This is a genomic window from Paracoccus homiensis, from assembly GCF_900111675.1.
Classification (GTDB): domain Bacteria; phylum Pseudomonadota; class Alphaproteobacteria; order Rhodobacterales; family Rhodobacteraceae; genus Paracoccus; species Paracoccus homiensis.
On record NZ_FOHO01000002.1, the window covers coordinates 335,560 to 349,149 of the forward strand.

At 63.5% G+C, this 13,590-nt stretch carries 16 protein-coding genes; 6 read left to right on the top strand and 10 right to left on the bottom strand.

The features are described 5' to 3' along the window. Position 1 precedes the first annotated feature (1 nt). Positions 2 to 940, top strand: coding sequence for a YncE family protein (locus BMX67_RS03980; RefSeq protein ID WP_090732662.1), 939 nt, complete (start codon positions 2 to 4; stop codon positions 938 to 940). Here BMX67_RS03980 and BMX67_RS03985 read toward each other — a convergent pair. The 10 genes from BMX67_RS03985 to hrcA form a co-directional block, all read right to left on the bottom strand. Then, the gene (locus BMX67_RS03985; RefSeq protein WP_090732663.1) at positions 915 to 1,448 is read right to left on the bottom strand and encodes a PQQ-dependent catabolism-associated CXXCW motif protein; all 534 of its coding nucleotides are present in this window, start codon (positions 1,446 to 1,448) and stop codon (positions 915 to 917) included. The genes BMX67_RS03980 and BMX67_RS03985 overlap by 26 nt on opposite strands. After that, positions 1,445 to 2,251 carry a quinoprotein dehydrogenase-associated putative ABC transporter substrate-binding protein gene (locus BMX67_RS03990; protein ID WP_090732665.1) on the bottom strand — a complete coding sequence of 269 codons (807 nt, stop codon included), beginning with the start codon at positions 2,249 to 2,251 and terminating at the stop codon, positions 1,445 to 1,447. The genes BMX67_RS03985 and BMX67_RS03990 overlap by 4 nt, the downstream gene beginning before the upstream one ends. A gap of 1 nt (position 2,252) precedes the next feature. After that, positions 2,253 to 2,906, bottom strand: a complete 654-nt coding sequence (locus BMX67_RS03995) for a c-type cytochrome, methanol metabolism-related (RefSeq protein WP_090732667.1) — start codon at positions 2,904 to 2,906, stop codon at positions 2,253 to 2,255. A 111-nt stretch (positions 2,907 to 3,017) separates the two neighbouring features. Continuing rightward, complete coding sequence (locus BMX67_RS04000; RefSeq protein ID WP_090732669.1) at positions 3,018 to 4,871, bottom strand: methanol/ethanol family PQQ-dependent dehydrogenase; 1,854 nt, start codon at positions 4,869 to 4,871, stop codon at positions 3,018 to 3,020. A gap of 167 nt (positions 4,872 to 5,038) precedes the next feature. After that, positions 5,039 to 5,866: an S-formylglutathione hydrolase gene (fghA, locus tag BMX67_RS04005; RefSeq protein ID WP_090732892.1), complete on the bottom strand. Its 828-nt coding sequence runs from the start codon at positions 5,864 to 5,866 to the stop codon at positions 5,039 to 5,041. Positions 5,867 to 6,059: 193 nt separating this feature from the next. Beyond that, the gene (locus tag BMX67_RS04010) at positions 6,060 to 6,695 is read right to left on the bottom strand and encodes an ATP-dependent Clp protease proteolytic subunit (protein ID WP_090732671.1); all 636 of its coding nucleotides are present in this window, start codon (positions 6,693 to 6,695) and stop codon (positions 6,060 to 6,062) included. A 79-nt stretch (positions 6,696 to 6,774) separates the two neighbouring features. Beyond that, positions 6,775 to 7,902, bottom strand: a complete 1,128-nt coding sequence (locus BMX67_RS04015) for an S-(hydroxymethyl)glutathione dehydrogenase/class III alcohol dehydrogenase (RefSeq protein ID WP_090732673.1) — start codon at positions 7,900 to 7,902, stop codon at positions 6,775 to 6,777. Between the two features lie 96 nt (positions 7,903 to 7,998). Beyond that, positions 7,999 to 8,583 (bottom strand): S-(hydroxymethyl)glutathione synthase, encoded by a 585-nt coding sequence (gfa, locus tag BMX67_RS04020; RefSeq protein ID WP_090732675.1) that lies wholly within the window; start codon positions 8,581 to 8,583, stop codon positions 7,999 to 8,001. A gap of 117 nt (positions 8,584 to 8,700) precedes the next feature. Further along, a complete protein-coding gene (locus BMX67_RS04025) occupies positions 8,701 to 9,201 on the bottom strand; it encodes a nucleotide exchange factor GrpE (protein ID WP_411958289.1) in 501 nt (166 codons plus the stop codon). Positions 9,202 to 9,245: 44 nt separating this feature from the next. Then, positions 9,246 to 10,301: a heat-inducible transcriptional repressor HrcA gene (hrcA, locus tag BMX67_RS04030; RefSeq protein WP_090732679.1), complete on the bottom strand. Its 1,056-nt coding sequence runs from the start codon at positions 10,299 to 10,301 to the stop codon at positions 9,246 to 9,248. Between the two features lie 73 nt (positions 10,302 to 10,374). Here hrcA and rph point away from each other — a divergent pair, with 73 nt between their 5' ends. Genes rph through BMX67_RS04055 form a run of 5 tightly spaced genes read left to right on the top strand, consistent with a single transcriptional unit; the run spans position 10,375 to position 13,584 of the window. Then, on the top strand, positions 10,375 to 11,088 hold the full coding sequence (gene rph / locus BMX67_RS04035) for a ribonuclease PH (RefSeq protein WP_090732680.1): 714 nt from the start codon (positions 10,375 to 10,377) through the stop codon (positions 11,086 to 11,088). After that, positions 11,085 to 11,693, top strand: a complete 609-nt coding sequence (gene rdgB / locus BMX67_RS04040) for an RdgB/HAM1 family non-canonical purine NTP pyrophosphatase (RefSeq protein ID WP_090732681.1) — start codon at positions 11,085 to 11,087, stop codon at positions 11,691 to 11,693. The genes rph and rdgB overlap by 4 nt, the downstream gene beginning before the upstream one ends. Further along, positions 11,686 to 12,060: a RidA family protein gene (locus BMX67_RS04045; RefSeq protein ID WP_090732683.1), complete on the top strand. Its 375-nt coding sequence runs from the start codon at positions 11,686 to 11,688 to the stop codon at positions 12,058 to 12,060. Before rdgB ends, BMX67_RS04045 begins: the two co-directional genes overlap by 8 nt. After that, positions 12,057 to 13,229, top strand: coding sequence for a radical SAM family heme chaperone HemW (hemW, locus tag BMX67_RS04050; RefSeq protein ID WP_090732684.1), 1,173 nt, complete (start codon positions 12,057 to 12,059; stop codon positions 13,227 to 13,229). The genes BMX67_RS04045 and hemW overlap by 4 nt, the downstream gene beginning before the upstream one ends. A gap of 1 nt (position 13,230) precedes the next feature. Next, positions 13,231 to 13,584: a YbaN family protein gene (locus BMX67_RS04055; RefSeq protein ID WP_090732686.1), complete on the top strand. Its 354-nt coding sequence runs from the start codon at positions 13,231 to 13,233 to the stop codon at positions 13,582 to 13,584. The last annotated feature ends 6 nt before the right edge of the window (positions 13,585 to 13,590 follow it).

Genomic DNA, 13,590 nt, shown 5'->3' on the forward strand with positions numbered 1-13,590 from the left:
GATGCGCCTGACCGTTCTGGCGCTGATCGCCGGGCTTCTGCCCGGTGCGGCCCCGGCACGGGATCTGGGCTTTGTCACCTCGCAGAACGGGAATGCGGTCAGCGTCATCGACCTTGAAACGGCGGGCATCATGGCGACGGTCCCCCTGCCCGGCGCGCCCGCGCCCGTCGCCTATGACGCGGCAGCGGATCGTGCCTATGTGATTGCCGCCGATACTGGCCGTCTCTGGGTCCTGGACAGTGCCGGGCAGATCCTGAAGCAGCGCGACCTGGGTCAGGGCGCCTTCGGGCTGGCAACGGGGCCGCAGGGCGCGGTCTATGTGGCCGACTGGTTCAGGGGGCGCCTGTCACGGCTTGGGCCGGATCTGCAACCGGTCTGGCAATCCGATACCGGAGCCGCGCCCGCAGGCGTCGCCGTCGATCAGGCTGGCGATCTGATCGCCGTGGCCGAACGCGACGACAACAGCATCGCCATTTTTCGCGCCGTTGACGGCCAGCTGTTGCATCGCGTGGCCACCGCGGGTGACCATCCCTTCGCGGTCACCTTTCACGCAGGCGTTCTGTACAGCGCCGATGTTCAAAGCGACCTGTTGTCGGTGATCGATCCGGTTGCCGGGCGACTGATCGCGCAGATCGCCACGGGCAGCCATCCTTACGGCATCGCCTTCGCGGGCGGGCGCGGCTTTGTCACCAACCAATATGCCGGCAGCGTGACGATCTTCGATCCGGCCACGCGGACCGTCCTGACAGAACGTCCGGTCGGCGATTATCCCGAGGGCATCGCCCCCCTGCCCGACGGCAGCGGCGTGATCGTGGCGAACTGGGATTCCGATACTGCCGTCATTCTGGACGCAGGCAGCCTGTCCATCCGCGCGCAGATCGACCTGCCGCCCGGCCCGCGCGCCTTCGGTATGTTTACGGGTCGACAGGCTGGGCCGTGACCAGATCCCGGCCCAACGCGGTTTCCCAGCCATCGGTGCCCTGCGGATACCAGTGCACCGCCTGATATCCCAGCCCGACCGCGCGCTTGGCGGCGTTCCAGCTCATCCAGCAATCGGCACGGCAGAAAATCACCAGCGGCGCGGATTTGTCGTTGCCGGTCGCCTTGGATAGTCCGTTTTCCAGACGGCTCTGTTCGGCCGGGGCAAGGTCCTGATAGCCGGTATCCCACAGCCATAGGGCGCCCGGAATGGTCATGTGCTGCGGTTCGCGCCAGACCGTGTCCTTGGGCAGATCATCGGGGCGGCGCTTGCGCGGCAGCACATCAAGAAAAGCCGCGCCCTGATCATGCAGGGCAAGCGCCTGCTCAGGGCTGACGACCTGCGCACCGGCCAGCGTGTCGGGAACGGGGGCGCGGTATGGTTCACCCCGGAAACCTTCAGGCTCGGCGACCTGGGCGGCGACACCCCCGGCACAGGCCAGCCAGATGGCGGCGGCAAAGCGGATCATGGCAACATCTCCTTCCCGTAATCATCGACAAGGGGCACACCCGCCTGTCGCAACGTGGCGTGGATTTCGTCCTGATGGCGGCGGATCAGGCTGTTCAGCTGCCGCTTCCATTCCTGTTCGCCAGGCCGGACGCCCATGGTGATGCGGTAGAACATCCTGGGCCCGGACGTTTCCTTCAGTAGCGGCGTGAACTGCAGATCCGGATCATCCTTGATGCGCGGCCCGATCAGCGGGCCCCACAGCACCGCCGCATCCAGCGACCCGTCGCGCAACCCGGCCAGAAACCCGCCCAGCGGATCCTTGACCCGCCGGTCGACGAACAGATCGGCGCCGCGCATGTCCTTGGCCAGCCCGGCCCGCGCCATCACAGTCGCGGGCGGCGTTCCGGCCACGACCCCGACGGGATGGCCCCGCAACGCCGGGTCGGCCAGATGGTCTACCCCCGCCAGGGGCCCGTCGCGGCGGGTCACGAGTCCATAGACCGAGGTGTAGTAGTGGTTGGTGTTCTGCACCAACTCGTCCCCCTGAGCATAACCCATCACCACATCGCAGGTGCCTGCCCGCAAGGTCTTGGTAATGAACCCCATTCCCGACGGAAACCAGCTATAGCTGACCGGCAGATCAAGCCATTCCCCGAATTGCTGCGCTAGCAGGTTCTCAAATCCGCTGCCGTCATCGGAGGACATGGGCAGATTGGCCGGGTCGGCGCAGACGCGGAACTGCGTCGTGGAACGCAGATCCGCGACCTGCGCCTGTGCCGCACCGGCCCCCAGAAGCATCGCTGTCAGAACAAGCCCGCGCATGTCACATCGACATGCAGGAATCTTCCTGCGCGGCGAATTCGTCGGTTTTCGGACCCTTCTTCGCCGGGCGACCGCGCGGCAATTCATCGACCCCACGAGCCAGCAGATAGGCATAGATGTCGTCGATATAGCACCAGACATTCTTGTTGGTGCCGAAGGCGGGCATCACCTGATTCTGGGCCGAGTTGACCTCTTGCTTGCCCGAGGCGACGACCTGCATGAAATCGTAATAATCCATCCGCAGAACCGAATCCTTCAGCGCGGGGGCATAGGTCGACCCCTCGCCATCGGGGCCGTGACAGACATGGCATTCCGCCGAATAGCGGCGGAACCCGTTGAAGGTCGCGAAATCGACGGTGCCGTCCTCTTCGATCTTGAAGGTGGGGATGTCGTCGGCGTTATACCAGCGACCATTCTCGGTATAATCGGGGGTGATATCCATACCGTTGGGCAAGGTGGTCTGCCCCTCGGCCATGTCGACCGGCGCGTCATTTCCACCTTCCTGGGTGTCGGCGGGGGCACTGTCGCCACCACCGGATACGGCAGCCGCGGCGCCTGCGCCTGCCTCGGCGGGGGGTGTCTCGGACTGCGCGAAGGCCGGAACGGCCAGCGACGCGCCAAGGACCAGCGCCGTGAGGCTGGTAATGGCTTTCATTCCAAATCTCCTCCTGTTGGAAACTGCCTGCTCTCCTCAGACAGAACCGCCCCAGTCTAGTGCTGGGGCGGCCCTTTCACAGATCAACTTGAGTTGTGCGAAACCAAAGTATTAGCCGCTGGTGCCTTCACCTTCGGCGGCTTCGGCCGGCGCGGCGGCCATATCGCCGGGAAGTTCGAACACCGTCAGCTGACCGCCAAGTTCGGTATAGTCGCTTAGTGCGGCATAGCCGCCCACGGCACCCAGACCGTCATTGGGATTGGTCAGACCCGCCGCCAGACCGATCCCGGCCCAGCCTCCGACGCCCGACAGCACGCCGATATACTGCTTGCCGTTGGCCTCGTAGGTCATGACATTGCCGATGATCCCCGAGGGGGTCTTGAAGCTGTAAAGCTCGTCCCCGGTTTCGGCATCCACCGCCTTCAGATAGCCTTCCAGCGTGCCGTAGAACACGATGCCGCCCTTGGTCGCCAGGGCGCCGGACCAGACCGAGAACTGTTCAGGCAGCGACCACTTGATCTCGCCCGCGACATTGTCCCAGGCGATGAAGTTGCCCATGCCGCCATGACTGTCGGGGGCCGGATACATGGCCAGCGTCGCGCCGACATAGGGCTGACCGGCGGTATAGGCCACGCGGAACGGTTCGTAATCCATGCAGACATGGTTGGTCGGCACGTAGAACAGACCGGTATCGGGCGAATAGGCCGCCGGCTGCTGGTCCTTCGAGCCAAGGGCCGCCGGACAGATCCCGGTCGAGTTCACATCCTCGCCGTTCTGTTCGGTCGAGTAATCGGCCACGACCTGCGGGCGCCCATATTGGTCGGATTCGGGATCCATGACGACTTCAGTCGCCCAGTTGACCGCCGGATCGAACTTTTCAGCCACCAGCAACTCGCCGGTTTCGCGGTCCAGCGTATAGCCAAAGCCGTTGCGGTCGAAATGGGTCAGCAGCTTGCGCTGTTCGCCATCGACCTCTTGATCGGTCAGGATCATTTCGTTGACGCCGTCATAGTCCCATTCGTCATGCGGCGTCATCTGGTAGAACCACTTCGCCATGCCGGTATCGGCATCGCGGGCCATGATGGTCATCGACCAGCGGTTGTCGCCCGGACGCTGCGACGGGTTCCAGGTCGAGGGGTTGCCGGTGCCATAATAGACCAGGTTCAGGTCCGGATCATAGGAATACCAGCCCCAGGTCGTGCCGCCGCCGATCTTCCACTGATCGCCTTCCCAACTGTTCAGGCTGCTGTCGGCGCCGATGGGCTTGCCCAGATGCATGGTGTTTTCGGGATCGACCAGCATCTCTTCGTCGGGGCCGGTCGAATAGGCTTTCCAGGCTTCGCTGCCGTCGGACAGGTTATAGGCGGTCACCCGGCCACGTACGCCGTATTCACCACCCGATACGCCGACGATCACCTTGTCCTTGACCGGCAGAACCGTGGCGGTGTTGGTTTCACCGATCGCCGGGTCGCCGGTCACGACCTTCCATTTTTCCTCGCCGGTCTTGGCGTCCAGCGCCACCAGCGTCGTATCGGCCTGATGCAGCAGGATCATGCCGTCGGCATAGGCCACACCGCGGTTGACCGTGTCGCAGCACATGACCGCGATTACATCGGGGTTCTGCTGCGGCTCATAGCGCCACATGATCTTGCCGTCATTGGCCAGATCCAGCGCAAAGACCTTGTTGGGGAACGGCGTGTGAACATACATCACGTTGTCGATGACAAGCGGGCTGCCCTCGTGGCCGCGCAGAACCCCGGTCGAGAATGACCAGGACACGCGCAGATCGCCGACATTTTCCTTGTTGATCTGGTCAAGCTGCGAATAACGGGTATTGGCATAATCGCCGGTCTGGATCGCCCATTGCTGCGGGTTCGAGATGGCCTCGGTCACGCTTTCATTGGCATGGGCGCCGACGCCCGACAGAATCAGCGCGGCTGCCGCACTGTTCAGTAGATGTTTCATGGATGTGCTCCTCCGCTGTTGGTCCGGCGTCGCGGCGTTTCCTCCCCCCGCAGCGGACCTTCATCAGTGTTGGGCGCATATCCCGTTGCGTCAATCAGCCGCCCTGCCAGTTACCCCTAAAGTCTTATGAGGAATTGGCAGGGCGGTCGGGAACTAGTGGCAAAGGATCACAGCAGACGTTCGGCATGCCACATGACGTGGTCGGCCATGAAGCTTTGCACGAAGAAATAACTGTGATCATAGCCCGGCTGCATCCGGAACTGGCCGGGTTGACGGCGCGCCATCATCGCATGGGCCAGCGCCTCGGGCTTCAGCAGGTCCAGAAACTGATCGCTGCTGCCCTGATCGATCAGAACCTCGCCGGGATAGCCATGTTCGGTCATCAGCAGGGTCGCGTCATGGGCACGCCACGCGGCCTCGTCATCGCCCAGATAGGCCGATAGCTGTTTGCGGCCCCAATCGGATTGGGTCGGGTTGGCAATGGGGGCAAAGGCCGACACCGACCTGTAGCGGTCGGGATGGGTCATCGCGATGGTCAGCGCACCATGCCCGCCCATCGAATGGCCGGTGATGCCCATGGCGTCGCGGTCGATGGCGAAATTGTCGCTGACCAGTTCGGGCAGCTCATGCACGATATACTGCCACATCTGGAAATTCGGCTTCCACGGGACTTGCGTCGCATTGACATAGAAGCCCGCGCCCTTGCCCAGATCGTAGGCCTCGTCATCGGCCACATCCTCGCCGCGTGGCGAGGTATCGGGAAAGATGATCGCGATCCCGGCTTCGTCGCACCATTGCTGGGCGGCGGCCTTGGTCATGGCGTTTTCATGGGTGCAGGTCAGGCCCGACAGATACCACAGGACCGGCACCCGCCCGAATTGCGCGGCCTCGGGCAGGTACAAACCAAAGGTCATGTCGGTGCCGGTCGATTGCGATCTGTGGCGATAAACGCCCTGCGTTCCGGCAAAGCTGCGATTTTCCGAGATCGTTTCCAGGGTCACGGCACGCTCCTTTCAGGGTGAGGATCAGTCGGGCGCAGGAAAGCCAGCCTTGCCGCGAACCGCAATGCAAAAACGTCCCTTGCGCCACGAATGGTGCAGAAGGTCGTTGTGGATTTTCGCAAGAAACATCTGCGGGCCACGCCCGGTCACAAAGGAAGCGGGGCAGGGTTTCCCCCGCCCCGGATCGTCATTTCAGTTCATCCACGCTGCGGATGACCTTGCCCAGAAGGCCGTAATCCAGCGCCTCTTGGGTGTTCAGCCAGAAGTCGCGATGCGTGTCCTTCTCGATCCGTTCCAGCGTCTGGCCGGTGGCGTCCGCAAAGATCTGGTTCAGGCGATCGCGCATCAGGCGGACCTGTTCGGCCTGGATCATCATGTCCGAGGACGTGCCCCCGATCCCGCCCGAGGGCTGGTGGATCAGAAACCGCGTGTTCGGCAGGCAGTAGCGGTTTTCCTTTTCCGCACCCACAAAGATCAGCGCGCCCGCGCTGGCCACCCAGCCAGATCCGATCGTGCGAACGGTCGGGCGGATGAACTTGATCACGTCATGGATCATGTCGCCCGATTCCACATGCCCGCCGGGCGAGGAAATCAGCATGTTGATCGGCTCGTCGCTGTCCTCGGCCAGGGCCAGAAGATGGGCCACGGTGCGCTGTGCCAGTTTGTCATTGATAGGGCCGGCGACAATCACCGTGCGCGATTTGAAGTACAGCTTGCCGATCTTGTCGCCTTCGGGCAGGCCCAGCTCGCCGTCCTTGTCGCCCTTGACCGGGTGGTCGTCGTCATCATCGTTGTCGTCATCGTCCAGCCATTGATGGCGCATGGGCCTGCTCCTTCGTGTTCCTCATGGCAACGGCGGGACCGGAGCCCCGCCGTTCTTTTACCTAAGCAGCCGTGAAGGATCAGTAAAGCACGACCGAGCGGATGGATTCCCCGTGATGCATCAGGTCAAAGCCCTTGTTGATGTCATCCAACGGCATGGTGTGGGTGATCATCGGGTCGATCTCGATCTTGCCGTCCATGTACCAATCGACGATTTTCGGCACATCGGTGCGCCCGCGCGCGCCGCCGAAGGCGGTGCCCTTCCAGACCCGGCCGGTGACCAGCTGGAACGGACGGGTGCTGATTTCGGCCCCTGCGGGCGCCACACCGATGATCACCGACTGACCCCAGCCGCGATGCGTGCACTCCAGCGCGTCGCGCATGACCTTGACGTTGCCGGTCGCGTCAAAGCTGTAATCCGCGCCGCCGATCTGGTCGAAGGGGGTCTTGGTCAGCTCGACGATTTCCTGAACGACATTCTCGACATTCTTCGGGTTGACGAAATGGGTCATGCCGAAACGCTCGGCCATTTCCTTCTTGTCGTCGTTCAGATCGACACCGATGATCATGTCGGCACCGGCCATGCGCAGGCCCTGAATGACATTCAGGCCGATCCCGCCCAGACCGAAGACAACGGCCTTGGCGCCGATCTCGACCTTGGCGGTGTTGATGACGGCGCCGATCCCGGTGGTCACGCCACAGCCGATATAACAGATCTTGTCGAAGGGCGCGTCCTCGCGGACCTTGGCAAGCGCGATTTCGGGCAGGACGGTGTGATTGGCGAAGGTCGAGCAGCCCATGTAGTGATAGATCGGCGTGCCATCCAGCATCGAAAAGCGGGTGGTGCCATCGGGCATCAGGCCCTGACCCTGCGTCGCGCGGATCCGCGTGCACAGGTTGGTCTTGCCCGACAGGCAGGACGCACATTCGCGGCATTCCGGGGTGTATAGCGGAATGACGTGATCGCCCGGCTTCAACGAGGTCACGCCCGCGCCGACCTCGACCACGACACCGGCGCCTTCATGGCCCAGGATCGCGGGGAAGATGCCTTCGGGATCCGCGCCCGACCGGGTGAATTCGTCGGTATGGCAGATGCCGGTCGCCTTGATTTCGACCAGAACCTCGCCGGCCTTCGGGCCTTCAAGGTTCACTTCCATCACTTCTAGCGGTTTACCGGCCTCTAGGGCCACGGCGGCACGGGTTCTCATAATCGACTCCTGTCCTTTCGATCGGGCGTTATCTTCTGGCCGAAGGGGCCGTGGCTGCGGCCCCCCTGGATTTGTCGTCAGGCGCCGGGGCCTGTGTCACGCGGGCAACGCGCCGCTGCGCTTGGCCGCATGCGTCGCGATTGCATCCATCAATGCTGGCGACAGCACGTCATAGGGTTCCAACCCAAGCTCGCGCAGTCGCGACCGAATCCCGTCCATCCGCGACGGATCGACACCGCATTCGATCACCGAACTGACATAGGCGGCGAATTCGGGCGCGGACCAGCCCTCCGCGTCAGACAATTCCGTGTGGACAAAGTCCAGTCCATAAAAAGGATGATCCTTGTTCTCGATGCGGCCGAACATGTGCACCCCGCAGCCGCAACAGCGATAGCGCTGGATCGCGGCATTGCCATCGACGATTTCCAGCCTGTCGCCGTTCTGCAGGATTTCGACCGCGTTGCGCGACACGACCGCGACATGGCTGAAGATGGCGCCATCGGGCTTCCAGCATTTGCTGCACCCGCAGACATGGTTGTGGGATGTCTGCGCGCCGATCCTGACCTTGACCGGATCCGCGGCGCAATGACAGCACAGCACGCCGCCCGAAAAGCTGGGGGTTCCCGGTTTGACCCCATGATCCACCGCAGGGTGGATGCGGATACCCTCGGGGTTAGTCATGGTCCCCTCCTCCGATGACCTAACGTCCCCAAGCGTCGCGCGCCCGGGAACAATCGGCAAGTCGGCGGAAGGTTGTAGCGCCGCGCGGACAGGCAATCTCCGCGCGGCAGCCCCAAATCAGCTTGCCGGTGTCGAACTGACTCCGACCTTGGCGGGGCGCAGCAGACGGTCATGCAGCGCAAAGCCGTTTTCCATGACCTGAATGATCTCGCCCGCGGTGGTGCCGGGGACGGGTGCCTCGAACATGGCTTCGTGCCAGGTCGGGTCGAACTTTTCGCCATTGGCGGGGGTGATCACCTTGATGCCATGCTTGGCAAAGACGTTCGACAATTCGCGCAGCGTCAGTTCGACCCCCTCGATCAGGGCCGAGGCCGCCGCGCGCTGTTCGTCGGTCGCGGCCTCAAGCGCGCGGTTCAGCGCGTCATGGACCGGCAGCAGATCACGCGCCAGACGCGAGCCGCCATAGTTTTCGGCGTCGCGACGTTCCTTGTCGGCGCGCTTGCGGGCATTTTCCGCATCGGCAAGCGCACGCATCCATTTGTCGCGAAACTCTTCACGCTCGGCCGTGAGGCGCGCAACCTCGTCTTCGGCTTCGGTTTCGGCCAGCGGGTCTGCCATGATGTCGTCGATCGGCTGTTCGTTCTGCTCGGTCATCTTCCAACTCATCCTTTCCGGCCGGACAGGACGCGTCCAACCAGCTGGGCGGTGTAATCAACGATCGGAACGATCCGGCCATAGTTCAGCCGGGTCGGTCCGATGACGCCCACCGCGCCTACAATCTTTCGGTCGGCATTCATATAGGGTGAAACCACCAGAGCGGAACCCGAAAGTGAAAAAAGCTTGTTCTCGGAGCCGATGAAAATGCGCACCCCCTCGCCTTTTTCGGTCAGTTCCAGAAACTCGACGATGTCGCGCTTGCGTTCCAGATCGTCGAACAGCACCCGGATGCGGTCCAGATCGGCGGCTTCGCTGTCCAGCAGGTTGGCCCGCCCGCGCACGATCAGCCGCGGGTCGGTGGTTTCACCGTTCCACAGCGCCAGCCCCGATTCGACCAGTTCGGCGGCCAGCACGTCCAGTTCGCGCCGCCGCTCTGTGATCTGGCGGGACAGGTTGCTGCGCAGCTCGGCCAGGGTCCGGCCCTCGGCCATGGCGTTCAGGAAATTTCCGGCCTCGCGCATCGACGAAGGTGTCTGACCCGGCGGCGGGGTAAAGATGCGGTTCTCGACATGGCCATCGGCAAAGACCAGCACGACCAGCGCCCGGTCGGGGGCAAGGCTGACAAACTCGATATGGCGAATCGGGGCCTCGTGTTTCGGCATCAGAACCAGCGACGCACCATGGGTGATCGAACTCAGCGCCGTGCTGACCCGATCCAGCAGCAGCCCGGTATCGGGATCGTCATTGCCAAGCGTCTGTTCTATCGCGGCGCGGTCGGTCGGCGCGACGGCGTCGATTTCCATCATGCCATCGACGAACAGCCGCAGCCCCATCTGCGACGGCAACCGCCCCGCCGAGATATGCGGACTGTCCAGAAGCCCCATGAATTCCAGGTCCTGCATCACATTGCGGACGGTCGCGGCGCTCAGCCTTTCCGACAGCGCACGCGTCAATGTGCGCGAGCCGACAGGCTCACCGGTTTGCAGATAGGTCTCGACCACCCGGCGGAACACTTCGCGGGACCGGTCATTCAGCTCTGACAGCAGCGATTCCTGGCTCATATGCCTCTCGGTCTTGCGTCGCGGGGGGCGGCCCCTGTATTGGGCAGCCAATCTTCATCGGAAAGGAAAAGCCATGCGCCCTTCAGGCCGGAATCTAAGCCAAATGCGCCCGATTTCAATCGAAACCGGGGTGATGCGGCACGCCGAGGGGTCGTGCCTGATCCGCTGTGGCGATACCCATGTGCTGTGCAGCGCCTCGATCGAGGACAATCCGCCCCGTTTTCTGAAAGGAACGGGCCTGGGCTGGGTCACCGCCGAATACGGCATGCTGCCCCGCGCCACCAATACCCGCAACCGCCGCGAAGCCGCACAGGGCAAGCAATCGGGCCGCACGCAGGAAATTCAGCGCCTGATCGGCCGCAGCCTGCGCGCCGGCGTGGACCGCGTCGCGCTGGGTGAACGGCAGATCACCATCGATTGCGATGTCATCCAGGCCGATGGCGGCACGCGCTGCGCCTCGATCACGGGCGGCTGGGTCGCGCTGCGTCTGGCGGTGAACAAGCTGCTGGCATCGGGCGCGCTGACCACCGATCCGATCGTGGATCACGTCGCCGCCGTCAGCTGCGGCATCTATGCCGGTCAGCCGATCGTCGATCTGGACTATCCCGAGGACAGCGAGGCCGGCACCGACGGCAATTTCGTCCTGACCGGCTCGAACCGGCTGATCGAGGTACAGATGTCGGCCGAGGGCGCCACCTTCAGCCGCGATGAGATGTCCAAGCTGCTGGATCTGGCCGAAGGCGGCATCGCCGAACTGGTCGCCGCGCAAAAGGCCGCCCTGGCATGAGGAAATTTCAGGACAAGCGCCTGCTGATGGCGACGCATAACGCCGGAAAACTCGCCGAGATGCGCGCCCTGCTGGCCCCTTACGGCGTCGAGGTGATCGGCGCCGCCGAGGCCGAACTGGCCGAGCCGGTCGAGACCGAGGACAATTTCGTCGGAAATGCCCGCATCAAGGCCCGCGCCGCCGTTCAGGCGACCGGCCTGCCTGCCCTGTCCGATGACAGCGGCATCAGCGTCGATGCGCTTGGTGGCGCGCCCGGCGTCTATACCGCCGATTGGGCCGAGACTCCGAACGGGCGCGACTTCGCGATGGCGATGGAGCGCACCTGGTCCGAGCTGGAGGCCGTGAACGCCCCTGAACCTCGCAGCGCCCAGTTCCGCTGCACGCTGGTGCTGATGTGGCCCGACGGCCATGACGAGGTGTTCGAAGGGGTTCTGCCCGGACGCGTCACCTGGCCCCCGCGCGGCGCCGAGGGCCACGGCTATGACCCGATCTTCGTGCCCGACGGTCACGATATCACCCTTGGCGAAATGAGCGCCCAGCAGAAGAACAGCCTCAGCCATCGCGCATTGGCCGTGGCGAAGCTGATCGAGGGCAGCTTTGCGTAAGATCACCACCGGATCGCCCTTCGAGGAAAGGATGGCCTATAGCCGGGCCGTGGTGAAGGGCGGCTGGTGCTTTGTCTCGGGCGTGACCGGCTATGACTATCGCCGGATGGTCATGCCCGAGGACGTGGCCCAACAGGCGCGGAACTGCTTTGCCACAATCGCCGATGTCCTGGACCAGGCCGGGTTCCAGATGGCCGATATCGTACGGGTGCAGTATACCGTCACCGATCCCGACCATGTCGACGCGCTTGCCCCGGTGCTGCGCGACTATCTGGCGCATATCTGCCCTGCCGCGACGATGGTTGTCGCCGGGCTGATCCGACCCGAAATGAAGGTCGAGATCGAAGTAACGGCGATGCAGGAATGACCACACAGATCCCGCAGGATGATTGGCGCAATGGCGGCTTCGGGCTGTATGTCCACTGGCCGTTCTGCGCCGCCAAATGCCCCTATTGCGACTTCAACAGCCATGTGACCGCGCAGGTCGATCAGACCCGCTGGGGCCGCGCCCTTGCCGCCGAAATCGCACGTCTGGCACAGGAACTGCCGGGGCGGCACCTGAACAGCATCTTCTTTGGTGGCGGCACCCCGTCGCTGATGGCGCCCGACACCGTGGATCAGGTGATCCGCGCCGCCCGCGCCGCCTGGGGTTTTGCCAATGACATCGAGATCACGCTTGAGGCCAATCCCACCAGCGTCGAAAAGACCCGCTTCGCGGGCTTTGCCGAGGCCGGTGTCAATCGACTGTCGATGGGCATTCAGGCGCTGAATGACGACGATCTGCGCCGCCTTGGCCGGATGCATTCCGTCGCCGAGGCGCGGGCCGCATTCGACGTCGCGCGCGACTGTTTCACGCGCGTCAGCTTTGACCTGATCTACGCGCGTCAGGGCCAATCGCGCGACGCCTGGCGGGCGGAATTGCAGGAAGCCCTGTCCATGGCCGTTGACCACCTGTCGCTGTATCAACTGACGATCGAACCGGGCACCGCCTTTGGCGCCCGTGCCGCGGCGGGCAAGCTGCGCGATCTTCCCGATGACGATATCGCAGCCGACATGTATCTGGAAACACAGGATATTTGCGAGGTCGCCGGGCTTTCGGGCTATGAAACCTCGAACCATGCGCTGTCCGGCGCGGAAAGCCGGCACAATCTGATCTATTGGCGACAGGGCGACTGGGCTGCCGTCGGCCCAGGCGCACATGGGCGCATCACCCTGCCCCACGGACGCTTCGCAACCGAAGCGCATCGCCAGCCCGGTGCCTGGCTGGATGCCGTGGAAACCAAGGGAACCGGGGAATCCGATCGTGCGTTTCTGCCATTGGACGAACAGGCGACGGAATATCTGCTGATGTCGATGCGGCTGCGCGAAGGCATGAACGAGGCGCGTTATGCGACGCTGGCGGGCCAACCCTTGGAAGAACGGGCAGTGACCGACCTGATGGATCTGGGCATGGTTCAGCGTCGCGACGGTTACCTGCAGGCCACGACCAAGGGGCGACCGGTCCTGAACGCCATCCTGCGCGAATTGGCTGCCTAGAATGCGCGTGTTCTGGTATCTGCTAGGATGCGTTGCGCTGGCCTGTGGCATTATCGGCATCGCCCTGCCGGTCGTGCCAACCGTTCCATTTCTTCTGGTCGCCGCGTGGGCTTTTGCGAAATCATCGCCCCGGCTGCAGCACAAGATCCTAAGCCACCCGACCTACGGCCCACCGGTCCGCGCCTGGCAGGAACGGGGCGCGATTGGCCGCGTCGCCAAGATCTGGGCAGTGGGGGCGATGACCGCAGGAGTGACGCTGTCCTTCGTGCTGGGCATGCCCCTATGGGTGGTTGCCACCCAAGCCGCAATTTGTGCTGGTGTCGGCGCGTATGTTGCCAGCCGACCCGAGGCATGAAGCAGA